Raw genomic sequence first — 26777 nt, 5'->3', positions numbered from 1 at the left:
ACTGGATGCGAGCTAGCGCGTCACTGAGCCTCGCCGCTTCAATGAAGCGTGTCTCCGAATATGGCGGGTGCGCGGATGGATCGTGCAAGAGGGCCTCCGCTGTATTCGAGAGCCGGCGAAGGGGCGTCCTCAGCCACTGCGCCGCACAAAAGAGCAGTGCTAGTGTGGCAATGGCACAAGCACCGAAACTGCTCCAGAATGGATTAGATTACGGGTGGACGCAAGCGACTCGTCGGCACTCTGCCGAACCAGAAGAGACCAACCGAAGCTTGGAAGGTTCGCGAAGCCGACCGTCGGAACGATCACGGTGAAGTAGTCCCTGCCGTCAGGCCAACGTTCGCGCAGAGACGCAGTCGTGACGCGACTAGCCGCAAGCGCGGAGCCGATGTTGAGCGGCTTGTTGATAAGATCGGGCGGACCAAACATGACGGTTCGATCCCCCGAAAGCAGCAGCACGTCAATGCCGGTTACTTGTAACGAGTCCATGCCTTCTGCGACCCATTTCCAGTCAAGGTGGGCACCGATGACCCCGGCAACGGAGCCGGCGTGGCGCAACGGCGCTGCCAGGTCGATACCGATAGGGCTCACGAGATGCAGGCAACTGGGTGGCCAGTAGTTGAGCGGCATGCACATCGATAGCCGCCGGCGAGACAAGGCCCCGTCTGAACCAAGGTCGCTGTGCGACACTTACTCCTTCGAGCATGCCGTCTTTCGCCGCGAGTTCGAGGCCCGCGACGCCGAGCCAAGTGTAGCGTCGATCAAGGCGGCTCAAGAAGTCGATGTGTACTCGCGCATTCTTAAGATCTGTTAGGTCAATGACCTAAGCGGACCGCGCTACATCCATTAGAGCCGGCGGGCCAACAGCGCGGAACTCATTTCGCCGCGAATTCTTAACGCGTCGCACTGCAGCTTTTCTACCCCTTGCTGTAGCAAGGCCGTGTAGATCGTGGCGGTCACCACCGCCGGCACCAATATGAGCAAGGCGCCTCCACTACCGCGGCTTACGGCCTCATGGAACTAGCGGCACTACGCTCTGGACAGAATCTGCTCATACAGGCACTCCGGCCATCAAGATCGGTAGGATGCTCGGAGCCCACATCATAGCCGCAGCCATCCACGAGCATTCGCCCGCGCCAAAGGGGCCGCGGAGCTGATCGACTACACTGCGCAAGATTGGAGGAAGACCCATTCCCTGATGAGCCAGAGCTTCCCTTCACAAAAAAGCCTGACCAGTCTCAAACTATCTGACGACGAAAGGCGACGGGACGAGCAATAGAACGATTGGGCTGAGACGGGGATCATAATCGCCTCGTGCGGCGAAAAGGTTCAGCGAGCACTGCCTGATCATGCTTGGAACTTTGCTGCAGGGGCGCTCATGACAGAAGACGCGGAGTTTCATATCGACAAGCTGGCATATGCGGTTGCATTGCTAGATGGTGCCAAACGCATTCATTCCTCTGCACCCGGCGAAGATATTTCCCGAATAGGAATTCCCTTCTACCTTCTCATCGGCTTCAGCATCGAGAATGGCTTAAAAGCATTGCTGCAATTTCAGGGGCAGCATCAACCTGCGCTGCAGCGGTCCCACGACCTAGCGGATTTGTTAGCAAAAGCCGATGGACTTCGTGAGCGCCTTTGCCCCGGCGCTGCAAAGGACGCGGAACACCTCAGCCGCTATCACAAAGAGTATTGGTTTCGATACCCTGAGCGCGCCACAACTGCCGACGTCTATAAGGCCGAAAGCGCCTGCATGATGGTCGGCCACCTTTTAGTGGAGGTCGCTCATCTAATTGGCTACAGAGGATAGCTGGTCACTTTCCTACTCGCGCCGGCGGCTCGGACGCCCGCATGTTGCGCCAGCACCGGCAAGCAGCGCGGGCGCGACGCTGGCGAAAGTCTCACAGGGGTCCCACCCGAACCGGTTGGTGCTCACGCGCGCCCCCTAGAAGATCGCGTATGCGTGCAGCGATCTTCCGTGCCTCCTTCGGCCCGAGATTGGGCTTCACGCAATCGAGTATGTCTACCATTGCCTCAGCCTCCCTGGCATTAAACGTCGCGACTTGGCGATCTGCTTGGCTCAGAGACTGATCGGCCGCACGGGCCTGACTGGCTGCAAGCACCGCAAGCGCTTGCGACCGCAGTGGGGTGATGTGCTGCTCGAATGAGTGCATCCGTTGGCCCCGTGGTGTCCCTGCCACGCACCCCTAACATCGGTGGCCAGCCCTCCCCCTTGGAACGGCAAGGCCGGCCACCTTGCTCCTGAGAGGGTCACGTTCTCCCTGGCGCCACCAGATAATAGCGCGGACAAGTAACCGGGGCGCCTATCAGAATTGGTGGGGACGAGAATGTAAGGTGGTGCGAGCATGCTCAGCGCCGTCGAGGTACATTCGGACGTGAAACCACAGCACGTTCATGGAAGGGTCGCAGATGGTGAAATGGTTCTACAAAACTCACGCTGGGGTGGCTCAGATCGTTCCCACTGGGGAGGATTTTACGGTCACGCTCGGTGATGAGACATTGGGGCGGTATGCTTCGCCAGCCTCCGCGGCCGAAGACTTGGCGAACGAGACATGCTCTTGGCCTTCGGCCGGAGACCCATCAAACCTGGGCATACCGGACAAAATCAGCCAGTGGCAGCGGGTGCGTTGACTTACGCTCCCGAGGGTCCTCGCCCCTGGTGATCACCGCCTGCTTGGATCATCCGCAGTCGAAGTTAGCGGCAACGTGACTCGGCGCCCGAGCCGTTGGAGGCAGAGCGCTGTCCCTGCAACGCACCGCCAACTTCGACACAGCCAGCCTCACAGCAGCGGAAGAAGCCGACGGTACGATACATTCATCAGGAAAAGCCCTGGCACAACTACCAGAACCGGTCGGCCCCACGTCGTCAGGCAATCTCTAAGCTGGTCCGACAGCCTGCAGAGACGGGAGACCCCGCATGGCAAAACGCGTGCGCATTCGTTGCATAAACACGTCTGACAGGCGAAACGCACATGAGAGAATCAAATTTGTCGGCGGGCTGAATTCAGACGGAACGCGATGGAGGCTATCCGTCGCGAAGACTATTGGAGATATCGAAAGCCGCGAGTGGGAGTTCTACGTCGAAGAATCAGGCATCACTGTCGAGGTCATCGTCGCGACCGACGGCCGACACAAGTACATCAAGACAACAGTGGATGGAATTCAACCGGACAATCTCCTCTCGCTCCCTGAGTGTCCGTGAGGGATCGCAGGCAGTGCGGGCGAGACTCGGCGCCTGTTGGCTTGGGGCATGACAGGACGCTGTCCCTGCCCCGCCCGCACTACCATAGAAGCTAGCGGCACGTGACTCGGCGCTGACCGTTCTGGTGCCATCGCGCTGTCCCTGCCACGTCCCGCTAACTCCGGGGCTCCGTATCCGCGCTGGCTGACCAAAAGCTGACGAGACTGCGCGGCCATCCATAAAACGAAAAGCGGCCCGTGTGAGCCGCTTGCCGTCGAGAACAATACAGACGAGCCTATGATGGCTGCGAGCGTCAAGCACACGACTGCTCGGGCAATAGCTTCGTGTTGACAATTACTGAGGACATCTATCTCAAGGGTTATTCGGTTGGCCACGAGGCGCTCACTAGAAAAGTCATCGGTGAGAGGACAGCTAGGCTGGCCTGATCGCCTTATGTTCGACCGGCCGGAGGCGCGGTCGATGGTCGGGACGCCGCCGGATAAGCTCGGGGCGCTTTTGAAGGCAGCCAAGGGATTTCAATGATCCTTCGGGTGCTATGAATCCACAGAACGAGGAGTCCTTTAGTCGCCTGTCGCATTCGAGCGGGTTCGGGTCGTGGAGCCCTCCACATCATAGCCGCTGAAAACAGCCGCCCACCATCAAAGGCGGCTGTGATCGTCTTGCGCCCGACCGCTGGAAACAGGAAGGGCAGAATCGTATCGTCGCCCATGGCCGGTGTGGTTGCCTCGATGATGTCAGCGCAGAATTGGTCTCAGCAACCGAATCTCACGTCCCATCAGCGGGTCAAACCACACTCGCCTCGCCAGCCACCCACAGGCCCTTCATCAATAAAGATGGGCTAGATACGGCCGAAAGCCGCCCACACCCCGTTTTCGCCGTCCCAGCTGCCGCGGCTTGCCGCCTTGGAGTACTCCGTGGCGCGCTGCTCGAAGAAATAGGCGTGCTCGACACCATTGAGAATCTCGACAAGCCACGGCAATGGATGCGCCTTGAGCTGGGTGAATCCGCCCTCCTTGGCCTCGAAGAAGCCGAAGACCGGGGCAATCCGCAGCTGGGTCAGTCGCCAGTCGGCGACATAGCGGACGTAGGCGTGGATCTGCTCAGCTCGCATGCCCTCGATCTTGCCGAGGCCGAAGGCGAGGTCGACGAAGTTCTCCTCCAGCTTCACCATGGTCTTGGCGACGTCGACGATGTCGTCACGGACAGTGCGCGTCACCGCGCCACGATGACAACCGCTCGCCGCTTACAGTTGCGGGGGCAGCCTCGGAATAGCCGTCGCCGGCGCACCGGGTTCCCTCTTAGCTTCCATCCTACGAGATGCGGGAATGGAACTGCAAGGCCAAAACAGAGCACGTGTGCTGCTATGCTGGGAGCGTTTGATTGCTCCCCACATCCAACGCTGTTGGGCCGGGGAACGGACGTCTTGCTTTCTTCGCACGTGATGCGGGCAATGTGCAAACTTGCTTGCGAATTTGTCCCCCCTTGAGAATGGCGGAGTTCTTCTCGGCTGGGCGCGTGGTGGCCGCGCGGCGGACTAATTCTAGCGTTAGCCCATCGCGGCGATAGCCGATAGCTCCCCACTTCGACGTCCTGATGTAGCTGCCGACATAGTTGCGGCTGGGGCCGCTCATCGCGGGTCAAGTATCCGGTCTAGCGGGGTTAACTCCTCGGCCGCACGGCCATCTCACAGGTTGTCCTACAAGTCTGGCTGAATCCTAGTGGCTCCGAAATCTCGTTGGCAGAGGATCCGGGAGCTTCGTCTATGCCAACGTATAGCTTTCGAAGGAGCGCCTCGCCTGCCATTCCTTTCTTGAGGCCGACGCGATAACTGGGACAGACAAGGCGCCGGAGGCCCAAGCTTTTTCTACGATTTTAGGTCGTGTTCTGGAATGCGAAATTTTAGGATGGCGAAATTCATGTGAACAGATTAGAGTGTGACGAAGTGTGGGCTAAGAGGTTGGATTGAAATTGACTCTCGGCTCTCCTCGCTGGACCAAACGAGAAGACGAACTGCTGCGCAAGCTTGTTGATGCCGGCACGCCTGTGAAATCCATTTGCGATACGCTCAATAGATCCGGGCTAGAGCTTCGCAGGCGCGGCTACTACATTGGCCTACCAAGGAAGTGGTTCAAGCGAACAGCCAACATCTGACGCTGTGAGGCGGCGCTCAGCAATAGGCAGTTCTTCCTGAACCCGGCTCTCAGTATGGCGGCAGTCCGAGGGACGACCGAGCACACCCGCAGCGCCGCGACCTTCGCCCGGTTGCCGGGCGGGCCAGCAAACGGCAATTCGGGAACAGCCCGAAGCGGTCGTCCGCGGCAATGTGCCCGCCCTGTCAGGGCAGACTGCCGCAATGCCGGCGCATCTAATCAAATGATCCGCGAGAAGCTCGACGCGGTCGGCATAGCCCGATTGACAGCTGATTTGCGCCGACCCCGTCAATTGGACCGCAGCGTCATCCTATTCGACACCCAGCTTTGAGACGATCGACGAAACCGGGAATTCCGAACCCGATCTCGTTAGATGCAGCATGTCGCTCGCAACAAGGGATTTGCCGACGCGCGTCAGGCATTCGCCCTTGTCGCAGAAAACCTCGCGCGTGGAAACACTCGACCCCCAGCGCGCCAGCGATGTTGCGCAACGTGAGGTCGCCTTATTAGGACCGCCGGCGGCGGCTCGGTGGACGTGCTGATCTCTGCATTTGGGAACCAAAAGATTGGCTCGCAGCTTGGCGAAACCGAACTTGACCACGCTTTCCGGCGATGCCGCCCGCTTCCTTGCCGGCGGCGAGTTTCCCGTCCCGATCCCGACCCAAACGACGAACGGCTTTCCAGCCCTCACAATCGACTTCAAGAAGTTCGGTGTCGAGTTGTGCTTCGTCGCCACCGTGCTCTCGCGCAGCGTGATCAACCTTCGGATCGAGCCGTCGGTCAGTGAACTTGATTTCGCCAATGCAGTGACGATCCAGGGGACGACCGTTCCACCCCTACCCGCCGCGATGCACGCACGACGGTCGAACGGCGCGACGGCCAGAGTTTCGCCATCGCCGGCCTGCTGCAGACTCGCAATCGCCAGGACGTTTCGCAACTTCCCTGGATCGGCTCGGTGCCCGTGATCGGGACCTTGTTCAGCAGCAAATCGTACCAGCAGGAGGAAACCGATCTGGTCATCATCGTCACGCCGCGCCTGGTTGCGCCGGCGGCACCCGGCCAGCAATAGGCATCGCCGCTCGACTCCCGACTTCCGGCAAACGACGTCGATTTCTTCCTCAATTGGTCAGATGGAAGTCCGCAAGCGCTACAACGATTACGTCAATTCCGGTGGTGAAGTGAAGGGTCCGTACGGGCACATCATCGCTCCCGAGGTCAGGGCGCCCCTTCCGGCGCCGGCCGCTACTGTTGCCGACCAGCCGGTCGTGAAAACCCTCAACTAAAGCAAGCGAGAGATGACCATCAGGTATCTGGCTCTGCTCGCGCCGCTCCTGCTCGGCGGATGTTATGGCCTCGCCGGTCATGACGAGGTGGATCGCTACTTCCAGCGTTCGAACACCATCACGATGACCGCGGGCGATGCCAAGCAGGTCAATGCCGTCATGCACACGATCCATCCCTGGCCGCGATACGTCGGCGACCGCAGGATCGCTTACGACGCTCGTGCGTTGGTGCCGCGGTCACACGCTATGGCAAAACGCAACAGCCGGTGGATCAGCTTCCCGACATTAGCGATGCGACCAGGCAAATGGGTGTGCGGACAACGCCGACGCAGAACCTTAACATCGAGGGATTGGGGGCAGGTTCGTCAACCGGCGTGTCGATGCCGGTCGGCGGAACACCAGCTGGCAGGTAAAGGACGATGGGGCGTTGGGTTGAGTAATTTAGCGACGATATTTCCATAAGGCCGCTGAGCCGGGGGACAACGCTTATGCGGCGCATCATCTTAGTTCTAACTTGTTGCTGGTTGGGAATAGTCCTTGGCGGGTGTAAACAGACACTGAGGGACGCCGCAGTCGTGGTTCTCATAGAGCCGCCGGGCGGGGACCCTGTGCAGGAACCGACCGCCGATCTGGCCGATCAGGCTTATGCGCAGGCGATCCGGCTTGGCGGCGAGACCGTTCGGATCCTGAACAATCGGGGCTATTCATACATGCTGCGCGGCAATCTCGCCGGCGCACGACGAAAGTTCGAAAAGGCCTATTCGCTCGACCCCGGCAACCCGGTCATCGCCAATAACCTCGAACTGCTCGACGGCAGCCGCAGGTTCATCGAACGGCCGCCGAACAACCAATCCTGACGCGCGCCTTAACGAGCGATTCAGCGCAATCTACTTTCCATCAGCTTCTCGCCTCGACGAGCAGTTCGTGCCCGCTCTGCGCGCTCTCGTGCACGCCGACCTAGAAGCCGATGAGTTCCTTCTTGCCTTCCGCCGTCTCGCCGATCAGCACCAGCATGCATGTGCTGTGGTCTTCCATGCGAGCCTGCAGGAAGACGCCGTCCGCCCACACGTATACGTACCGGCGCGCCGACAAATCGCGCTTCTGCCAATGCTGTAGTCGTTCTGCCACCCCGTCGTCAGTCTGGAAACGACCGCCGGAGAAATAATTCGGCGCATCCTTGCCCAAGAGCGTCGCCAGCGCCTCCTGGAAGTCGCCCGTCGAGATGCCTCGCAGGTACAGCACCGGCAAAAGTGCATCCAAGCTCTTCGTGCGCCGTGCCCACAACGGCAAGATCGCCGAGGTGAAGCGAATCCGCTCGCCATCGCGGGCCACCGCGCGATCCCGAATGTTTACCCGGGCGACTTCGACGGCGCCGATCCCCGTCTGGATCGTCCGCACGGGACCATGGCCGTCCCGCACGAGGCGGTCGCGGCCGTCGGGAAGCTTCAAGTGCTTCATCCCGGCGCTAAACGCCTCGGCTTCCATCTCGACAGCCTGCGCAAGAAGGGCGGAGATCGCAAGTCCCACCGGATCGATGCCCACCAGGCGCGCAAGCTCGATCGTGACCGCCTCGTCTTCATCGATGAGACCTGGGCATCGACCAACATGGCGCGAACACATGGCCGCTGCCAACGCGGCGAACGTCTGCAAGCCGCCGTTCCGCGCGGCCATTGGAAAACAACAACCTACGTGGCTGCTCTAACCACGCGCGGTATCATCGCGCCCTGAGGCGATCGGGCGAACGGCAGAAACGACGGCCGGCTCGTGCGTAAAAGCACGTTACTCAAGAGCAACTGGCGTTGGAGGCCGAGCTGGATCTTACGTACGTCGCTGCAGGTCCCGACCGCGCTAGGTTCGTCTGCCCGATGTGACGATATCCTTGTGTGACGATATCCTTGGACGCCTCAGCCATCGAGATGAGCTTTAGGCGCGCTCTTTTTCGGCCAACGTCCGAAGCGTTCGCATGTCAACCCGTCCGTCCGTAGGCGTATCAATGTAATCAATTTGGATGTCGGACATCTCAAGAAACTCTGCCTTGGACAGAGCTTCTCTCGCGCTCGGCCTTTGAACGGAGAAATACTTTCGGCCGTACTCCGTTCGATGACATGTGATTGTGTAGGTCATGAGCCGCCTCCGTTGAAGGACGGTGCTCCTGTTCCGGTCAATGAGTATGCTATCTCAATGTAGCAGCTTCGTGTCGCCTAGCGCAGCTCTGACCGTCGGCTCGTCTGCGTAAACACTGTAGCCCAGTATGCGACATCCCAACGGTCGGGCACCTACCAGTAATGATGGGGATCCTGCGCAACGACGCTCACTCGGCCTGAACTCTGGCGTCTACGCTTGATTTGGTTGTGAGATCCACGCGCGCTCTTGATACGTGTCGCTTGTCCAGCTGTCAGGCAGAAAAAGACGCGACCATCACTGGCACTTCGCCGCGCGCAAACGTAAAGACACCAGCGTTTGGCAATTTGCGGTTTTATCGAGAGCCGACGCGGATTGAGCCGCAACACCAACCGATCGCTCACCCTTCTTCGGCAGTGAGGTGTCATCGATAACCACCATAGCATCCCTGCCGCCGACAAGTCGGTCCGCCTGGTTGAGCAGCTCCTGCACATCGTCCGGGATGCGGTTCCAGACACGGTCTGGTCGAGACTGATGCCGCCAGCGCTTCAACGCCTCCCACCCCGTAGCGATCATACCAGCGATAGAATGTGGCGCGCGGGATCCCGAGCTTGTGCAGTGTGCGCTTGGCCGGAAGGTGCGATTGCTCGACCAAATGGATGATCTCGGCCTTCTCGGAGGCGGGATACTGAAGTGGACCCTATGTTGAGGACCACCGGGTCTGGTTTCTTAAGTGCAGCTTGCTACCGTTCGTTCTTCCCGATACTTTACGCCACTGTTGCTTGCTGCTGTCGTGGCTGTGGGGATGTGGGCAACGCGCAGCGTTGTCCAAGCTTCTCGCTTGCGAGAAGGTCATATCCACAGCCTCTTCGCCGAATGCGCCGGTGACACCTGCCCGCCATCGGCGCGCGGTTTTCCAGCGCCTGATGGGGGCGCTGGAAATTGTAAAACTCGATCCATCGGGCGATTCCGGCTTTGGCCTCGTGGCCATCCGAATAACCCTTGAGATAGATGTCCTCCTATTTGAGCGAGCGCCACAGCCGCTCGATGAACACGTTGTCCATCCAGCGGCCGCGACCGTCCATCGAGATCCTGACGCCGGTTGCGGCCAGCGTGCCGATGAAGGGGGCGCTGGTGAACTGGCTGCCCTGGTCGGTATTGAATATCTCAGGCCGGCCGAAGCGCGCCAAGGCCTCTTCGAGCGCAGACACACAGAACGATGTGTCCATCGTGTTCGACAGGCGCCAAGCCAGCACCGCATGGCTCGCCCAATCGATGATCGCCACCAGATATAGAAAGCCCTGGCCGATCGGCACATAGGTGATATCGGCCGCCCACACTTGATTTGGCCGGTCGATCACCATAAGGCGCAAGAGATACGGGAAGATTTTGTGTCCCGGCACCGGCTTTGTGGTTCTGGGCTTTGGTCCCAGCGCCGCGATGCCCATCTTGCGCATCAACCGCTGCACGTGCTTGCGATTGATGCGACAGCCTTCGCCATTGAGCATCGCCGTCATCCGCCGCGAGCCCAGGAACGGCCAGGCCATGAACAGCTGGTCGATCCGTCGCATCAGCTCAAGGTCGTTGTCATTGGCCGGCCGCGGCGGCCGATATACGCTCGATCGCGCAACGCTCAGCAGTTGGCATTGCCGGCGGATCGATAGACTCTCATGATCGCGCTGAAGCAATCCTCGGCGATCCGGCGCGCTCATCTTCCGGACCTCCTGGCTAAGAAATCTCGCTCGACCATCAATTGTCCGATCTTGGCGTGGAGCTTCTCGACCTCCAGTTCGTGGGTCGCCTCGCCATCCCGACCGGCGCCCGCGTCGAACGCCCGAACCGCTTGATCCTGAAGCTGCTTCTTCCACGCATAAATCTGGTTCACATGCACCTGGTAGCGCCGCCAGATCCGTCACCGTTGATTGTTCTCGTAGCGCCTCCAAGGCGATCTTTGCCTTCAGCGCCGCATCGATTTTCCGTCTCATCTTCTTCATGGTCCGCTCCGTTTATCAAAGCGGAACGGCATCCGCACCACCTAAGCCGCCGGTCCACAATCCGGGGGTCCACAATCCGGGGGTCCACTTCACCACAAACCTCATCGACCAGCTTGCGCTTCCGACCAGGCTTCATGGCTTTCGGCGGATCACGTCCTGCAGCATCTCCTTGTCGAGCGACGGATCGACGACCAGCTTCTTCAGCTTGGCGTTCTCGTCCTCGAGCTGCTTCAGCCGGCGCATCTCGGTCGGCAGCAGCCCGTCATACTTCTTCTTCCAATTGAAGTAGGTTGCCTGGCTGATCCCGGCCTTGCGGCAAATCTCCGCCACCGCGCCCCCGTCGCTGCCCTGCTTGAGAATGAACGCCTTCTGGGCGTCCGAAAACTTCGAGGCCTTCATCGTCGTCGCTCCTGCCAGTCGAGGGATTTATGCAGCGCCAACTCTAGCCAGAAATGGTCCAGTTTGCCGGCCTCAGATCATGCGACGACGCCGAAGTTTGGGCCAGTTGTTGACCGGGACCATCGTTTCTGGACGACTCGTAAATGCTGCTACGGCCCCGTGAGGTTCAACAGTCGAGAGCGGCCTCAATCGTCCTGGGCGAACGCGGAGGCGACGAAGGCGGAGACCACGCGCCGGCAGCTCTTAACTTGCATCGGGCACGGCTCCGAGAAGCCAGGGAAGTAGGAGCCCTTTCGCAGCTTGAGATGCGTAGTTCGACTGCGCCAGCGCGGCCCCCCAGATCCCGTCGCGGTAGCCATTGCGCTGGGCCAGTCGCTCGAGGGTCTTCTCGCCATAGCCGAGACTAGTTTTGGCTTTCAAGCCCCATCAGGCGCTTGGCCGCAAAGCCGATCGTCTCGCGCAACAGATCGGCATCAGGGGTTTTCTCCACGAGCGTGCGCAGGTTCGTCATGGCATCGGTCATCGGTGGTTCCTCGGTTGCGTGGGCGTGTCGCGCCCTGATCCTACCGGAGAAGTGCCGGTAACTTCGGCAAAGCTTTGCTCTACCGAGCTACACCACCATCAGAGACACGACCGAAGCTTTGGCGCCCCCTACCGGATTTGAGAGGTGATCTGCCTGCCAGCTCGAAATATCGAGATAACCACAACTTGGGACCAAACTACGCAATATTTTTCTGTGTCCAGCAGGAGGACTCTAGGATGAAGTGCAACAAGCAATTGTCGCTCGCGGGCATCATTGCATTCGGGGCGATTGCTTTTGGGAGCGGAAGCTTGGCTGCTGACTTGCCTGCGGCAGCTGTTATCAAAGCGCCAACTCCCGTTGCTCCTCTCTTCAGCTGGACTGGAGGTTACATCGGAGGCAGTCTAGGCTCGGGTTGGGGGAACAGCCAGACCGACCTCGGTGTGGGCAATACATTCATTGGCGCTCCCGTCAACCAGTCTGTAAACCAGCTCATCGGAGGCACTGTCGATTTGAATGTGCCAATGCCGCAGGTACAGATGAACGGCTTCCTCGGCGGTGTACAAGCCGGTTACAACTTGCAGTCTGGCGTGATCGTGTACGGCCTGGAAGGCGATTTTTTATGGAGTGGTATCAAGGGGCGCACTGGCTGCTTTGTCCTCTTGAACTGCACGCACGAGGCCAAATGGATTGCGGATATCACCGGACGGATTGGCGTCACGGTGGGCGACCGCGGCTTGGTCTACATCAAGGGCGGGGCGGCTTGGGCCGATTCCAGCATTGGCATCAACCAGTCCTTCGCCGTTACGTCGAATTTGGGGACGGGCTTTGCTGCTAACGGTGCCGTCGATGGACGAGCGAGCAAGAACATCTTTGGCGGCACATTGGGTGCGGGCATCGAGTATGCCTTCCTGCCCGGCTGGTCAGCGAAAGTTGAGTATGACTACTTCGATTTCGGCAGGCAAGACGTGGCGCTTCCGGTCTCGGCAGCAGGCCGTGTGCAGACGGGAGATGGTGCGCCTGGTGCCATCGCTGTTGGGGTCAGGACGCCTATCTCCTTCAAGCAGCAGATTCATACGATCCGGGTTGGCGTGAACTACCACTTCTGACTCGGCAGGAGCTTTGATCTGGCGACGCTCTGCCTCTCCTACGGCAACTCACGCTCGATGCAGCGAGCTCGTCTCCATGCGCTCCCCGTCCAATGCGGCCGAAACCGCTTGGATATCTGCAGGAGATGGATGATGAGAGGCATTGATGGGCCGGGCAGGACCGCCTTCTCGGGGATTCACACCCACGAAGCTGGTGGCGCGGACGGACCCGGCCAATCATCATATTTTTCGTGGAGCAGACGCGCGCTGAGCCTCAAGAGGACAGCGCCCCTCCATTAGCAACAACCTGCGCATCATCGGTGAGCTTGGTCGACCTGATTGAGCTCGGCCGTCGCCACGGTCGAAATACATCGCGCGTCTCCATGGGCCGGGTTGACAGGACGCTCGCGAGGTACTGCTCGACTTCGCGGACCGGGGTGCGCAAGCTCTCGCTCGCCGTATCAGCGTTGGAAGCTGAGCGGCTCTCGGTATCGGAATAGATGTGGCGCGAGAATGCCGGCGACGAGCACAACATACATGAGGCACCTAGCGAAATCGTTGAGCTCGCCACCGAAGATCAGCATGCCGCCGGCAACGGCCACGGAAAACGCCGGCCAAGGCACCCGTGATGGTTGGCGGATCTGCCGAAGCTCAAGACAGTTTTGTCGCCGCCGTTGATGCAAGAGCTGAATCGAACATCAGCGGCGCGAGCAGCAGGCCGCCGGCACCTACGAGACGCTCGCCTACTTTACGTTGCCGGACATCCATAGGTGGAAGACTCAAACGAAAAATCCGCTCAAGCGCATCGATTCGGCGTCGAACCCGTATTGTCGGCATCTTCTCCGACAGTCAATCCTGCCCCAACTTGGCGGCGGCCCGGCTGCGGCACATTGCCGGAACGGCGTGGCCGACCAAATGCTACATGAACATGCGACCGCTCTATAACCCACAACTCTCTGAAACCGGAGCCGTCGTCTGATCAAAGTGCGAATTTCTGGACAGCACCCCAGGATCGGCCCCACCGTCGCATGCTCCCGCAGAGCCTCCAGCGCTATCTTCGCCTTGTGCGCCACCTTGATCTTCCGCGTCCCTTGCGATGGAACGCTCAAGCCGAGCTAGCCAACCGATCCGCTTTTTGGAGTCTATTTCACCAAGACGTGCGTCGCCGAATGCTTCGATTCTTCGACAGTCGCCTACGAGGCGGCCCCCTCAGCGTATCTGGCTTTGCCACCATAAAATTTATCGGACTCATTCTTGCATACAGTTCTGTAGAAGTCGTCCGCGTCTTCCGTCGCGTATCCAGCCCCGGCAAAGCACACTCTCGTGTTTTCCTGTAGTATGCCTTATCCTGCTCGCACTATCAAAAAGAACCGCGTTTAGACAACCAACAGTGCCACAACATCATCCTTTGACAATCATCATTCTCGCGTGATTGATGCAAACGGCAATGTTGAACGATGTGAACGAGTCGCTTATGCCGCAGCGGGATCTCTCCTAGGCGACCGTGACGGCGGCAAGTCCCAAAATCACGTTGCGGTTGATGCCGAAATGGAGGCGATAGAGCCACCAGATTGCGCAGCACCGGTCGAAATCGGAGAGTGCCCGAGCCCGCCTTGTTGCTGCTGCGACCCGCGCTATTGGCTTCATGACACGTCTCGTCTGGAAACCTGAACGTCTCGGGATCAGTGCTTCAAATTTAGTGAGTTTTTGGTCGGTGGCGGTCCGCTGTCGCGCGCATGCATCGGCGAAAGATTGGGAGCTGAGGTTCAGGTTTGCCATGGCATTGCGTCTCGAAGCTTGATGGAAAGACGCATATGTGCATCCGACCTTTCCGTAACCTTACGATACAAGTGTTGCTTCCCCAAACACTCAGATCTGGTAGTGACAATTGACAGCGCTCTATGCGATAGTAACCGCGGCGGCACGCATTAGTTGGCAGACCCGATGCTGGCGCATCGAACCGATCGGAGCCGATGGCGTTGGCTGCACCTCGGAAAACGGCCTAAGCTCAGGCGGCGCGGGCTAAGCGCCATGTGATATCGCCTCAACTCATCGATGGCCATTGATCCTGAGCTCTATTCGCGGCTGATGAACCCGCCCCTGGCGACTGGTTATTCGGAGACGGTGATCGACTGCGACTTCCTGCCGCTGTGGTGATGCGGCTAACGAATGTGTTTCGTCATTTGAAAAACTTGCCGGCCAACCACTTAACCGATTAGACACGCGATATAGCCGGGCTATACGGCAAAGCTGCCGGCCCACAACACTGGTCGGTAACGGTCGGCACTACGTTGCGCAGCCCGATGCGGCCTTCGCGAGTATTGAGGCCAAGCGAATACGAATTGGCGCGCACCACCCCCTCTCTGAGGACAGTCCTTCAACTGAACAGACTACCAAAGCATATCATGCTGTGCGCACACGCATGCTCAAAGACCAATTTTCTGGTCGCGATGACTGGGTTCGTTGAAGTCTGTGCTCGGCCCGAGCCTATACCGTAGAGAAATACTTTGCGCGAGGCTCGGGAGCGATCGGTTTCATTTTTGGCTGCACGGGCTGATGGGGCGGTCAGCGGCCGGCAGTGAGCATGGTCCGCGTGCGTCACAACAGTTGCTGTTTGTTTGTGAATTGCCGCACAGGTTCTGTCAGCTTTTGGAAAGCTAGGGTGGATACAGAGCCGTTGGGGTTCGCGAGGCGTGGTAGAGACAGCGCCATAACCAGAAGGGGACAGCGCCGAGTCACGCTCCTGCTAACCTCAATCTGCAGCGCAGGCGCGGCAGGGACAGCGCCGATCTAGTCCCAAACCGACCGGCGCCGAGTCGCGCCCGCGCTGCTTTCCGGTGTCGGAGAAACGACCCTGGTAGCCGTACTGTCATGCTTTTTCAGCACGGACACCCGGCCTGCTTGTGCCAAGGGAGATTGGCGACGTTAGATTTTGCGGCGCGTGTGGTCTTTCAAGCGATCGCTTCCATGCCTCCCGTCTTACTCCGCCAACATTCTTGGGCTCTCATGAATGGCAGCGTGTAAGCCTTTTTTCATGCAGCGGGGCGGTTTGGTATCTGGGCATCTGCAATTTCTCCGCGGAGGTAGCGGACCAGCGTAGAAAGTAGCAGACCAACCAACCCATTGAGGTAGGTGATTGGCAGTCGTACTAAGCCTACAACCTGGCGGCACCCTAGGTGGCTAAGTGCCAGCGTTGATGCCGAATGGGGCAAGGCTGGCGCCAGGGTTAGCGGCGGCGTGGCAGGGACAGCGCTTTTCCAGGGATTGAGCGCCGAGTCACGTCGCCGTTAACTATTGACGTCGCTGGCGCAGGTTGGGACAGCGTCTTTGAAGGTTTGCCCACGAGGACAGGTAGGTGCCCGGCGGCACCGCTCGGCAATACCACTTGGTAGCACCGCAAGGGCTTGCCCCTCACGGGAGCAAACGTGCCCGGCGACAAACAGGCTTGCGACATCGGCCAGGAATAGCGCTTTCAGGGTTTCACTGCCCAATCGCCGAACCACCCGCTAGTTTCGTATCATACCGGATACCAGGAGCAGCATCGGATTCTTTCCATGGCGCCAGTCTCGCCTGCGCTGCTCTCCGTGTTCTGCAACAACTCTTTCCTGACACCCTCGTCGCTGTTGGCACCGCTCGGCAACATCGAAGTCTCCCAGCTGAGTGACCTAAAGGTAAGCCGGCCCCCGGTGCTCGAATGGTCAAGACAACGCCCAAGCCGAAGCCTCTCAGCAAGTCTCGCGCGCGCGCTGAATCCCAATTCGCTCGGGCTCATGGGTGGGTAGCGATACGCGTGGCCATCTGTTTGACTAAACATTGGCGGATCCAATTCGCGGCGCTTGCCGCTTGCCCTCGCAGAATCGCGTGCGCGTTCCAAGTCGACGCTGCGAGACTTTGCTCTCTGGACTCCACTCTTCTGCAGCCAATGGCTGCTGCCAAAATAGGTTACGATTTGCCGTACCGCGTTTGATTTGAACTGGTCCTTGTACTTGATAACCTGACCGGCGCGACTTGAGCCTCAGCCAAGAGAGTTCGCCGTCGTGCCTCTTCAGCGATCGGGAGAGCCTAAAATTCCGTATCAGGCTGAACGTAGAGTGCGGAACGTCCACAAAGATGTTGTACCGCTAGACGAAATTCGCGGAGTCCAGAGAGTGAACGCGATTAGGGTCCCTGCACACGCAGTCTGCGCTGATCCAGGGATTAAGACCACTACAAAGACGGCTGGACGGCTATCGCTGCGTTCGCGATCGTCTGCGCCAGCTCATTTCATCGGAGCTGCAGCTCCATTTCGATGAATGGAGGAGCATCGCCTCGCTCAGTCAGCTTCTTTGTTTGCCTCGAGGCCGTTCGTGCGAGTTGGGCAGCGGAATCGAACCGTTGCCGAGCCGCCAGCTCGAGTGAGATTCGGTCGGCGCCCAAAAGGCCTGTGCCGCCGTGAATTGAATCGACATACCCTTTTTGCAGGCCGCGCCAGTAGCGTTCGGGAAAACGATACGGGTGGCACCCAGGCCTTCCAGTCCGCTGATCTTTTTATGTAGGTTATAGCCAGTGGTTTGATGACCGTCGAAATGGCTGCCTTCGCGCATGAGAGCTCGTGCGCTTGTGGCTTACAATCTGCGCCGGATCCGCGTCCAGCGCGGTATTCCGCAGGAGCAACTGGCTTACGATGCAGGAGTTGATCGCTCCTACATGAGCGGACTTGAACGCCAAGAAGCGAACCCGACAGTCGATCTTCTTGATCGCCTTGCCGAGACGCTCGGCGTACCTGTCTCCGAACTGTTTCTTCGGCCATCCAAGGGCGCCCCGCCACCTGCAACCTTACCTAAAGGCCGCAAGCCGAAGCCCAAACGCGGCAAAAAGATTTAAGTCCCCCGACAAACACGATCTGCGACACTGATGTCGTGCGCTCCCGGCGCAGGTGTTGCGCTCACACGAGGATTTTATGCGTGGCGGACACTGATATGCAGCGATCCGGCTATGGGCATCGAATATTGTGATGGACTTTGATTCTGGCGCCGGAGCAGACAATGGCGGCTCAAGACGATGAAGTTCCTTTAAATGCCATCCGCGCGTTTGTGACCGTTGCCCGCGAAGGCAGCGTCACGCGCGCGGCCACCACTTTGGGAACAACGCAAAGTTCGGTCAGCCGTTATTTGGCTGTACTGCGGGATTATCTGGGGGCTGACCTCATCGAGCGGCGTGGACGGCGCAGCGATCTGACCGAGTTCGGAAGGCTATTCGCGAACGCAGTGTCTGAACCGCTCGAAACCGTCAGTTTCACGGCGAAGAGAATGCGACGCCGTGCAGGCGCAGGAACGAATCGGATCGTGGTCCGCACGTCATTATCGACCTTTGCTTTCTCTCTCCTTATTCCAAATCTGCAGGCTTTCTCTTCTGAAGCGGGTGGCGTTATCGTGGACATCATCAGCTCGCTGGCGCACCCGACATCTTCGGATGATTTCGATATTTTGATTACACGGGATCTTTCGCTCATCGAACCCGCCGACAGTTGGGAGATTTACAAAGAGGAGCTCGTGTGCGTCGGCCCACCAAATCTGGTCGGAGGCAGAGAGCTCTCGGTTGTTCGCACGACCCCGATACTGAACATCACATCCCGCCCCGACATCCTGCCGACATGGCTGAGAGCCATGAATCTGTCTTCGAGCGATATACGAGTAGGCGCCCGGTATGATCACAACTATCTTGCTCTGGCTGCTGTCATGACGGGAAAATGCCTTCTTGTCGCGCCGGAAATCATCGTCGGAGATCTGGTCAAAGGGGGCGCTTTGCAAATCATCCCTGGCACCCGCACTCCAAGCGGCATGCGATATCGCGCCTATGCCGTAGATCGCAGCGCGCACCCCGAGATCGCACGTTCTTTTTGCCGATGGCTGGCTCGTCTTTGCAAGAAGGTAGCACCTGCGCAGGCTGCCTGAGGTCTAGCGGTCCCTCCGCGGCAGGAGGAGACCCATGTTCATGTCGAGCGCGGCATAATCGAGTTGCGCGACTGTTGAAGGATTTGCCGAATTCGCGGCCGCCAGTAGCTAAAGCCTACGGAGATAGCGCCCCCTCTGTTGCAGCAATCAAGACGGCATAGCGAGGTATCGGAGCGCAAAGACTTTATCCTATCCACCATCGGACCCGGCAGCAGAAGAGTTGGCTGGCAGCACGGAAGTTAGCCATTGATCGTGCCGCAACCCACTACTTGTCATCACTGCCCCTGCGCTTGTCGAGCAATGCTCGCCAGCGCAGGCGCATGAGGCGCTGCCCCAGCTTAACAAGTCGAATGGTTCGGCTGCGCAAATCGTCTGTTTTCCAGGCGCGCTCGGCAATACGATGACTTCCAAACAGCCCTTGCGCGATTTGGCGATAGCTATTTCCTTCCTGCCATCCATCCACTGCGCGCAACGCCAGGATCACCCGACGCCGCTTCAAAGCAGGTAAGGCAAGTGGCGAATCTCCGAGCGCTCGACGCTCAAGGGCAAGCCAAAATTGACGGGCAGCCCCTAGGCGAAGCTCGAAACCGGCATCGAGCGGCAGATCAACGAGCAGAGCATTTCCGCTCGCCGGAAGCTTCCCGAGCCAAAGGCGATGCTGCGTGCCTCCGAGCGGCACGATCGCATGCCATCCATCCGGCGCACGGCGAAGCGCGCCGCCCGGCAGATTGTCGAAATCGAGCGGATAACTTTCGGGCGCAATGCGGTTGGCCGCCCGCACAGCCAGTACGGTCGGCAGCACCTCAGGTGCCCAAAAGATTGCTTGCTTGTCGAAAGTCTTTTGCGGATCAGCCGGAAAACGAGAGCCCCCACTTGCGTCGGAACTCGCCCGCCGGCCGCGCTTGAATGTTCGCGGCGAGATAACCGCTTATAATCCTCTTGGTAGTCTTGATCCCGGCGTAGCCACTCCCAAGCCAGGTCGGCAGCATCTGCCGTCTTCAAGCCGCTGTACGCTTCCTCAGATTTCCAATCAGTATTCGCCATCACACCTTTCCCGCACAATCTTCAGATGCGGGGAAATGCACCCGATGATTGTGGCGGTTTCCGGCTGCTTGCTTGCCGTGTGCGCGTCTTCGATGCAACTAATCGATGGAACAATCAACTTTTGCGATTGCGATGATTGCGATGACCTTCGGCATTCGCGCCGATCATTGTTTTGGCCAACCCCGATGTAACAGATCACGATAGCCCTTGCCCGCTAGCCACTTGGCCCGCGTCAGATGACTTTCGAATGTGCGTCGGGCTCGATCCGGTTCAACGGTCGGGTCAAGCCCAAGCACGATGCGCGCAATTTCACGCCAATCTGCCTTCGCAGCGTCGGCATCAAGAAGTCGCATGTAGGCAACAGCGTGCTCCCTGTCATAGGGCGTGAGCTCGTCCACGCTGGGCGCCAATTCTGCGATCTTCGGCCCTGCTGGCACTGCTTAAAACTCCTACCCAGCTGAAAAATCGGCCGAAATCAGAGCAACGATAACGAATTCTTGGTCGCTTTGATACCTACCCAATGGTCGCACGCTAATCTCCTTTTCGCGCCAAAGGCGGCAATCGCATATCGGCTCACATTGGCCCGTCCGCTCCGTGCTGCGCCTTCTCTTTTTCATCGCAGGTCAGACCGGAAGCGATCGCACATGCGCGCCGCAACGAGGTGTCCTTGCTGTTCCTGGCGGAAGAGCATGATGGTTCGTGGGGACCAGGCCGACGGCACTCGTGAAAGGCAACCACCAGAACCAGCCAACTGGAGAATATTCGTTTCCATTTGAGCTCTGGCTTGAATATTCGTCCTATCTAGTTGCGGTGCGCCGAAAACAACGCTGACCGCGGTCCGTTATCTGTTGTTGGTCGCAAGTTATTGCCCTCGCCAGAATCGCTTGCCGTGGTCAACGAGAAGACGGCACTGGGTCAGCACCTCACCATTGCCTGATTTCTCGAAGCAATTAGAGAGGACAACCACAGCTGGCTACGAGCTTATCGTAATAGTCGGGCTATAACCAGTGGTTTCATAATCGTCGGAATGGCTGCCTCTGCGCATGAACGCTCGTGCGCTTGTGGCCTGGAATGTGCGCCGGATCCGCGTAGAACGCGGCATTCCGCAAGACCAATTGGCCTATGATGCCGGAATCGACCGCTCATACATGGGGCGCATTGAGCAGAAGAAAGAGAACCCGACTATTGATCTCTTGGAACGCATCGCCTCGACTTTGGGTATTCACTTGTCCGAATTATTCACGCAGCCGGCTAAAGGTGCAACGCCCCCCAAGCCAATGTCGAGAGGGCGCAAGCCAGGACGGCTTGGCCGAAACAAGATGTAATATTGAGCGAGCCAGTTTTCTGCTAACGCTTGTGCGGAATCGAGCCGGTGCCCCCCACGTGCTTCATCGATCTGCGGCCGACCCTTCCAATCTCCTGCTCCAGCCGATGTACTCCCAACAAGGTTTCGCTTAGTGCTCCGTCGGAGCGGCCTGTTATAAGGCGGAGCATCTTCGAAAGAAGGGTTTGCGCCGCTCGCGTATCCTACCGCCGCCGTCGGTAGAAACCGAAGTTCTCGGGGAGTCCGTTTAGAGCTTTGGTCGGTTTGTCGTCTATAAGGTCGGGGATCCCAATGGCCCAACCGAAAGACTTCCGCAACGGCATCGAGGGACCTCCTAACGTAGTGCGCAAGAGCATGGGAGCAGATCGGTCCTCCAGAGCTGTCGACGGCTAGAGGATGGGAGCTCTCGGCCGGCCGAAGATCGGGGAGTAGCGATGCTCTTGCGGGGGCGCAATTTAGGGCTCCTGGAAGGCTCGATTGCGGCCTGTCCATGGACACGGCCGGCACGATCGCCAGCGGGATAGTTTCTGTCGGGGGCGCGGGCGCGATGTGAATCACGGCGATCTGACGCCTCGCCAGTTTGAGACGTGAATTGGGTGTGAGCGACGTCGGTCCTTACTATCCCGAGACGATGAAACCGAGTGACCCGCGTAGCGAGAGCCAACGGATGCGGATCATCAAAAAATGCAGCGTCATCGGTTTGACCGGGGAGCAGAGAGCATGCCTGAAGGTGGATGCTGTTGCGCCTGGAAGAAGCCTACCAGGTGGCAGCTGCGCCGGTTAGCCGTTGCTCGCATAGGACGGGCGGCTCCGCGACAGTGCAGGGCCGCAACTGTACCTGGGTTTCCAGCCGTCTGACGTGATCCGGAAGATGTGGACAGTGTCAGGCTGCCTTTGCCGCCCTTGATTTCGGCCTCTTCACGTGCGGTACGCGGGCGTCGATCGCAAACTGGTCCATCATCCAGTGAGGGGGACTTGATTTGCTCACGGGATACGGCTCAGTCGCCCGATTGTCCCAGATTACGACGTCGCCTGATTTCCAGTTCCAGCACAGGGTATTCCGGGGCGCGATGAGATAGGATTGCAGCCGTTCAAACAGTCTTTGGCTGGGATAGCGCTGCAGGCCGACGAAGTTCTTTACGGAACGACCGAGCGAGAGCATGCGATCGCTGGTCTCGGGATGAACACGAACAATTGGATGTGTAGTTTCGTATATCGTTCCGGTCGATACGCCGCACCAAGGCCGCTTATTGGGTTCGGTGTTCTTCTCTGGCGCAGAGAGATCAGATACGCCGAAGCTCACAGCCCAGAGATTATCTGCAAGCATCCGCAGGGAATCGGGAAGATCAAGATAAGCGGCCGCCCTGTTCGACCAAGCAATGTCGCCGCCAAAAGGCGAACCTGCTGCGAGCCGCAGCACCGAGATGGCTGTGCGGGTGCGCTCATCGTTCATCTGATTGAGATGATTCCAGGCCCGATCAGGCAGCTCCTGCCGAATCGCTAAACCGCCCATTGTGTCTTCCATTGTCAAATCCGGTGTCAGCGAGCCGAGCCGCAGCACGAAACGCTGTTGTTGGGCATCGTCGAGATGTCCCTGATCACGGAAGAAAATGACTTTATGCTCTAATAGCAGCTGGCGGAACGCTACGATGACATCGTCAGGCAAATCGTCTGACAGCTTGACGTTCTTGATTTCGGCACCAAGCCGGTCCGAGTGTTTGACGATGTTTGCTTGCAGAATGATGTTATCAACAGCCATAGTTCCACTCATGACGTGCCTCTCTCTGGATGTCTAAACACGCTCCGTGGTGGTCGTGCCAGGCGACAAACCGGCAAGACAGTCTTCATGACACGCATCTCCGATTTGTCTCAGCGCGCTCACTACTGCTCAATCAAGCGGCCGCATTCTGATACACACCACCAGTTTTTTAGAATCCAACTCCCTCTGCGTGTCGACAAGGCGAGTGCCTCTCTCAAAGATCGCTCCACATGAGGCCACCACATCGATTTGCAGCCTGATCGAACAGTGGAGATCATAGACGCAATCCATGTCCAGTCCATGAAACGAAACCAGCTTTCTTTTTGAGCTCGCGCAACGTTCGCCTCGCCTCAGAACTGATGCTTGGAAAATCCTCGAACAACGACCGCGCCGTCCTCATTCAACCACACCGCACATGTGCAGACGAAGATGGGAACTGGTTCGCGGCATGCACTCGCGAAGCGGACCAAACCACCGCCTATCCATGTCTACCTGAAGATGTATGATAGATACTCAACTACTTAAATGAATGCCAATCATTTTTTTTGCGACTTGGAGTTGTTCAATGCGCGAGCTGTTTCATCAGCTGATCACTCGCTTCCGCGCCCACTAGCGGCACAAGCGTAAAGCAAGAAGACTGCAACTTGTGAGGCGGCTTAAACAACGGACTTAATCCCCCAATTTTCGAAAGCTTGCACTCGGCACCAATTCAGGCTCTTGCGGCGATGGCCTGCGTTTGGTCTGCCAGGAGACGTAATGCTCCTTACGGACTGCATGCTGTTTGGCTTCGTGGCACAGAGCGCCGGCCAGACAACCATGCGTCTCTGCGCTTTCAGACTGCAAGCCGCAAATTCCGGATGGTTATTTTGCCCTGCCATGAGTGCACGACACCGACGACACTTCGGAGTTCAGATCCTAAACGAAGCTTTCTTTCCCTGTGGGTCTAACTGCCGCAGCGGATTAAAGGGAAAGCCGGCGCGAGGCGTACGATGGGGAAAAGGCTTTTCCTTTAATCGACTGCCTACCGCCAATTTCCGTATACTTGCCCGAGATCGCCTTTGGCTTGTGGCCACGATCCCGATTGACTCAACGTTGCCGGTCTCGTCGACCCGGTTCATCCAGCTCATCGCGTGCTGATGGCCAGTTCAAAGCGCTGCGGCAGCCCAATTTCGGGGCATCCAGTCCTCAACTGCCGCTACAACACGCTTCCGAATATCCAAATAACATGCCTTGCCCATCAATGCCGGCCTCCTATCCAGCCGGCATGCTGAATCAGAAACGCGCTGGTTGAATTCCCAAAACCGATTCAGACTAGCTCGATACCGCCGTAGGTCATCACCGGCCCAGATTCAAGGCCGTTGCGCCAACAGAGGTTTTTCATCGGCGGACCGCCCAGTTTCGTATGGACGCATGATCTCAGTACGCGAGAGCTACACGACGTGACGTATCCTCAATACTCGTATGAAAATACGTGGAACCTCCTCAATTGCGGGCGATAGACTAGATCTGATGCTTACATGCCTTTGTCGCAAATGCGTGCGAGCATCAGGCAACCTGCGTGTGTTATGCAGTCGGCGGACAGCACGGGCCAGTTGCCTGGAGCATAGTCGCCGCGGCGGCGCTGTTGATCGTTTGCGTGTTCTTCGCGCGGCGCTATGTGTAAGCTTTCGCGCCTCACTCCTGCTTCATCGCGGTCGGTCTCAAAGCGCTTCTAGCAAACTTCTTCAGTGGCATCGGTTTGCCGAACAGATAGCCCTGGACGAGGTCGAACCCGAGCTCGCTCACGGCCGCCAGGTCAGCCCCGCTCTCGATTCCTTCAGCTACGGCGCGCGCGCCGTAGTCCTGTGCGAGCTCAACGATGTGACGGCACACCGTGCGTTTTAGCCGGTCATTGCCGCAGCCGGCGACGAATTGCCGGTCGGCTTTCAGCTTGATGAAGGGAATTCTGTCCAGCCCCATCAGCTCCGGCCAATTGGCGCCGAGATTGTCGATCGACAGGCCGATATTGTGGAAGCTCATTTCGCGAGCGATCTCGGCCAAAAAATCGAGGTTGTGGATCGCCTCATCGCTGGCGATCTCAATCGTAAGCCCAGCAAAGGCCGGATGCATCGGCATGCGGCGGCAGAGATCGCTGACGGCATGGGGCTTTTTCAGATACGGCGCCGGCAGGTTGATCGATAGATCGACCGCGCTCTGCCGTTCCAAAAGGTAATGCCAGTCCTGCAGGGCGCGCTCGATCACGAACTCGGACAAGCCGCTGAAATATGGATCGTGACTCTCCGGAATGAAAAAGGCTGGCCGGACCACGCCCCAGGTTGGGTGTCGCATGCGCACCTTCGCCTCGGCACCGCGGCGAACCAGCGAGCGCGCGTCAATTTTCGACTGGTACCAGAGCTCGAGCCAGCCCCCATGCAGCGCCTCGCCGACATGCACCGCCGGGCTCGGGGCCGGCTCCTCGGGCAGCAGCATTGCCACGCGCTCGCGGAGTGTGTCGGCCGCAAAGGGCGTCGTAAGCGGCGGCAGCATCCCAAGCCCATATTCATCGCCGACCTGCTGCACCGCCTTCAAGATAATCGACTCTCGCACGCCGACAGCGAGAACCTTGCCCTCGAAGGCCTCGCGTACGAGGACCTCCAGAAATTGGCCTGGCTCGACGCGATCGGCGGCAATGCCAAGCAGGACCAGGTCGGGCAGATCGATAGCGAGTATAGATTGCAACTCGCCCGCACTGCTGCATTCGCTGGTGATGAAGCCGAGATCCTCGAGCACCTCGCTCATGAAAGCGCGCAGATGGGGCTTGCTATCCACCACGCATACGCGCGGCGTCATTTTGCGCCGTCCGAAAGTCTTCATCCCCGGTCCGGCAATCTCACCGCTCACATTGTCCATCGCAAACCACTCCCCGTTTGACCGCGGTGTGTCAGCGGTACGGCTGGCTAAAATATGGAGAGCTTCAGCACAATGGTTGAATAGTTCAGGTAAGCTTAAAGCGCCCATTATTCGTAAAATTGTCTGGAATGCGTTCGGTAACTTTTACCCTTGCCGCCTTCCGCTAGAAAATTCGGAATAGCAACCACAAATGTGGGAACTCATTGCCAAGCATCGCAAGTCGGAATTCGACTGGCGATAGTGAGGTTTGCTGCGTAATCCATCGTTGCTTGAGAACCGAACTAGATTGGCGATCAGCCCGACGCAAATACCCGGCTTATTCACTCGCTCCAGAGCCAAGTGCACCAGCTAGCGAGCATACCAGAGGCCAGATTGCTCAATGGTGTGCGAGGGTCATCCCCGACGCGCTGTGGTTTCCGCTGAATGCCGCGCTGGTCTGTCGCTCTGTGCTGGTCCGGGCTAACCACCGACAACGACATATCATTCCGCTCTGCTGAGCCTTCGTTAGGTTCAAGACGAATGTCGGCTTGTTGACGATACGCACGGTCAGAAAAGGCCAAAAGAAGCAATTTCAGTTTGGCACGCCGATTGCTCTGTTGCAGCATCGTCACCGATTACTTGCAGGTGACACATAGTGACAACATTTGGCGGAGGCTCGACGATGTCGCAGGTTGAGGTAGAACGGTTTGTCAACAATCTCGCCAAGGAAGGTAGTCTGCTTGAAAGCCTTAAACAGAGTGCTACAGGTCTTGCACCGATTGTAGCGGCCGGAAGGAGCCGCGGCTACGATTTCACGCTTGACGAGGTTAGAAGCTGCATCCGATCGCCACGCCGACTCGAATCGATGCACCGCGGCGCGCTAGTCGGCAGCAAGCAAGATTCGAGCGGTGCTGGCTTGAGTGAGATTGTGCATACCACTGCGTTGACCCGTTCCAACTCGCAGGTACGCACAGCCACCATTCAAACCGCGGACGGGGGCCGAAACTTAGTCGCTATGGTTCTTCTTATTGTAGTTGTTGTCGCGGTCACGGTCTGACAATTTCAACTCTGGTC

Annotated in this window: 18 protein-coding genes, 7 pseudogenes and 1 riboswitch; of the genes and pseudogenes, 11 read left to right on the top strand and 14 right to left on the bottom strand. The window is 58.4% G+C overall.

From position 1 onward, the window contains the following. Nucleotides 1-159: 159 nt before the first annotated feature. Nucleotides 160-627, bottom strand: coding sequence for a hypothetical protein (locus ACVW16_RS24155; protein WP_456763502.1), 468 nt, complete (start codon nucleotides 625-627; stop codon nucleotides 160-162). A 748-nt stretch (nucleotides 628-1375) separates the two neighbouring features. Between ACVW16_RS24155 and ACVW16_RS24150 the strand changes: the two genes are divergently transcribed. After that, nucleotides 1376-1807: a hypothetical protein gene (locus ACVW16_RS24150; RefSeq protein WP_456701576.1), complete on the top strand. Its 432-nt coding sequence runs from the start codon at nucleotides 1376-1378 to the stop codon at nucleotides 1805-1807. A gap of 1128 nt (nucleotides 1808-2935) precedes the next feature. Beyond that, the gene (locus ACVW16_RS24145) at nucleotides 2936-3220 is read left to right on the top strand and encodes a DUF3892 domain-containing protein (protein WP_456701575.1); all 285 of its coding nucleotides are present in this window, start codon (nucleotides 2936-2938) and stop codon (nucleotides 3218-3220) included. Between the two features lie 838 nt (nucleotides 3221-4058). Here ACVW16_RS24145 and ACVW16_RS24140 read toward each other — a convergent pair. Next, a complete protein-coding gene (locus tag ACVW16_RS24140; RefSeq protein WP_456701574.1) occupies nucleotides 4059-4391 on the bottom strand; it encodes a hypothetical protein in 333 nt (110 codons plus the stop codon). Continuing rightward, nucleotides 4370-4565: riboswitch (cobalamin riboswitch) on the bottom strand. (Overlaps the previous gene by 22 nt.) A 617-nt stretch (nucleotides 4566-5182) precedes the next feature. On the opposite strand from ACVW16_RS24140, the gene ACVW16_RS24135 reads away from it, so the two are divergent. The 3 genes and pseudogenes from ACVW16_RS24135 to ACVW16_RS24125 all read left to right on the top strand — a co-directional run bounded on the left by ACVW16_RS24135 (nucleotide 5183) and on the right by ACVW16_RS24125 (nucleotide 7510). Beyond that, nucleotides 5183-5371 carry a hypothetical protein gene (locus ACVW16_RS24135; protein WP_456701573.1) on the top strand — a complete coding sequence of 63 codons (189 nt, stop codon included), beginning with the start codon at nucleotides 5183-5185 and terminating at the stop codon, nucleotides 5369-5371. A gap of 501 nt (nucleotides 5372-5872) precedes the next feature. Continuing rightward, nucleotides 5873-6653, top strand: a pseudogene (locus ACVW16_RS24130) (type II and III secretion system protein family protein); the annotation flags it as partial. A gap of 488 nt (nucleotides 6654-7141) precedes the next feature. Next, nucleotides 7142-7510, top strand: coding sequence for a tetratricopeptide repeat protein (locus ACVW16_RS24125; RefSeq protein WP_456701572.1), 369 nt, complete (start codon nucleotides 7142-7144; stop codon nucleotides 7508-7510). Between the two features lie 100 nt (nucleotides 7511-7610). Here ACVW16_RS24125 and ACVW16_RS24120 read toward each other — a convergent pair whose 3' ends face one another. Further along, nucleotides 7611-8273 (bottom strand): transposase, encoded by a 663-nt coding sequence (locus ACVW16_RS24120; RefSeq protein WP_456705165.1) that lies wholly within the window; start codon nucleotides 8271-8273, stop codon nucleotides 7611-7613. Between ACVW16_RS24120 and ACVW16_RS24115 the strand changes: the two are divergent. Beyond that, a pseudogene (locus ACVW16_RS24115) lies at nucleotides 8208-8378 on the top strand (IS630 family transposase); the annotation flags it as partial. The gene ACVW16_RS24120 and the pseudogene ACVW16_RS24115 overlap by 66 nt on opposite strands. 654 nt (nucleotides 8379-9032) lie before the next feature. On the opposite strand, the pseudogene ACVW16_RS24110 reads toward ACVW16_RS24115, so the two are convergent. The 4 pseudogenes from ACVW16_RS24110 to ACVW16_RS24095 form a co-directional block, all read right to left on the bottom strand. Continuing rightward, nucleotides 9033-9438 (bottom strand): annotated as a pseudogene (locus ACVW16_RS24110) (transposase); the annotation flags it as partial. Nucleotides 9439-9676: 238 nt separating this feature from the next. After that, nucleotides 9677-10768, bottom strand: a pseudogene (locus ACVW16_RS24105) (IS3 family transposase); the annotation flags it as partial. Between the two features lie 94 nt (nucleotides 10769-10862). Next, nucleotides 10863-11167, bottom strand: a pseudogene (locus ACVW16_RS24100) (transposase); the annotation flags it as partial. A 224-nt stretch (nucleotides 11168-11391) separates the two neighbouring features. Beyond that, nucleotides 11392-11690, bottom strand: a pseudogene (locus ACVW16_RS24095) (transposase); the annotation flags it as partial. A 236-nt stretch (nucleotides 11691-11926) separates the two neighbouring features. On the opposite strand from ACVW16_RS24095, the gene ACVW16_RS24090 reads away from it, so the two are divergent. Then, entirely contained in the window at nucleotides 11927-12796 is an 870-nt protein-coding gene (locus tag ACVW16_RS24090) for an outer membrane protein (RefSeq protein ID WP_456701571.1), read from the top strand. 1473 nt (nucleotides 12797-14269) lie between these two features. Here the strand turns inward: ACVW16_RS24090 and ACVW16_RS24085 are convergent. After that, entirely contained in the window at nucleotides 14270-14554 is a 285-nt protein-coding gene (locus tag ACVW16_RS24085; RefSeq protein WP_456701570.1) for a hypothetical protein, read from the bottom strand. A 2537-nt stretch (nucleotides 14555-17091) separates the two neighbouring features. Beyond that, entirely contained in the window at nucleotides 17092-17358 is a 267-nt protein-coding gene (locus ACVW16_RS24080) for a hypothetical protein (RefSeq protein WP_456701569.1), read from the bottom strand. Here ACVW16_RS24080 and ACVW16_RS24075 point away from each other — a divergent pair. Then, nucleotides 17357-17638: a helix-turn-helix domain-containing protein gene (locus ACVW16_RS24075; RefSeq protein ID WP_456701568.1), complete on the top strand. Its 282-nt coding sequence runs from the start codon at nucleotides 17357-17359 to the stop codon at nucleotides 17636-17638. The genes ACVW16_RS24080 and ACVW16_RS24075 overlap by 2 nt on opposite strands. 161 nt (nucleotides 17639-17799) lie before the next feature. Beyond that, nucleotides 17800-18708 (top strand): LysR family transcriptional regulator, encoded by a 909-nt coding sequence (locus tag ACVW16_RS24070; protein WP_456701567.1) that lies wholly within the window; start codon nucleotides 17800-17802, stop codon nucleotides 18706-18708. Nucleotides 18709-18973: 265 nt separating this feature from the next. Here ACVW16_RS24070 and ACVW16_RS24065 read toward each other — a convergent pair whose 3' ends face one another. The 3 genes and pseudogenes from ACVW16_RS24065 to ACVW16_RS24055 form a co-directional block, all read right to left on the bottom strand. Then, nucleotides 18974-19510, bottom strand: coding sequence for a DUF2285 domain-containing protein (locus tag ACVW16_RS24065; RefSeq protein WP_456739946.1), 537 nt, complete (start codon nucleotides 19508-19510; stop codon nucleotides 18974-18976). A 158-nt stretch (nucleotides 19511-19668) separates the two neighbouring features. Continuing rightward, nucleotides 19669-19752 (bottom strand): annotated as a pseudogene (locus tag ACVW16_RS24060) (transcriptional regulator domain-containing protein); the annotation flags it as partial. Between the two features lie 164 nt (nucleotides 19753-19916). Continuing rightward, nucleotides 19917-20150, bottom strand: coding sequence for a DNA -binding domain-containing protein (locus ACVW16_RS24055; protein WP_456701565.1), 234 nt, complete (start codon nucleotides 20148-20150; stop codon nucleotides 19917-19919). A gap of 645 nt (nucleotides 20151-20795) precedes the next feature. Between ACVW16_RS24055 and ACVW16_RS24050 the strand changes: the two genes are divergently transcribed. Then, nucleotides 20796-21077: a helix-turn-helix domain-containing protein gene (locus ACVW16_RS24050; protein ID WP_456701564.1), complete on the top strand. Its 282-nt coding sequence runs from the start codon at nucleotides 20796-20798 to the stop codon at nucleotides 21075-21077. Between the two features lie 882 nt (nucleotides 21078-21959). Here ACVW16_RS24050 and ACVW16_RS24045 read toward each other — a convergent pair. Together ACVW16_RS24045 and ACVW16_RS24040 are read right to left on the bottom strand one after the other, a co-directional pair. After that, a complete protein-coding gene (locus tag ACVW16_RS24045; RefSeq protein ID WP_456701563.1) occupies nucleotides 21960-22835 on the bottom strand; it encodes a TauD/TfdA dioxygenase family protein in 876 nt (291 codons plus the stop codon). Nucleotides 22836-24509: 1674 nt separating this feature from the next. Further along, nucleotides 24510-25724, bottom strand: coding sequence for an EAL domain-containing protein (locus ACVW16_RS24040; protein ID WP_456705163.1), 1215 nt, complete (start codon nucleotides 25722-25724; stop codon nucleotides 24510-24512). A gap of 661 nt (nucleotides 25725-26385) precedes the next feature. Between ACVW16_RS24040 and ACVW16_RS24035 the strand changes: the two genes are divergently transcribed. Next, complete coding sequence (locus ACVW16_RS24035; RefSeq protein ID WP_456701562.1) at nucleotides 26386-26760, top strand: Nif11-like leader peptide family natural product precursor; 375 nt, start codon at nucleotides 26386-26388, stop codon at nucleotides 26758-26760. Nucleotides 26761-26777: the final 17 nt, after the last annotated feature.

Source organism: Bradyrhizobium sp. USDA 4474, from assembly GCF_054057515.1.
The sequence above is the reverse complement of the archived record's forward strand: the minus strand, read 5'-3'. Positions and strand labels throughout refer to the sequence as shown.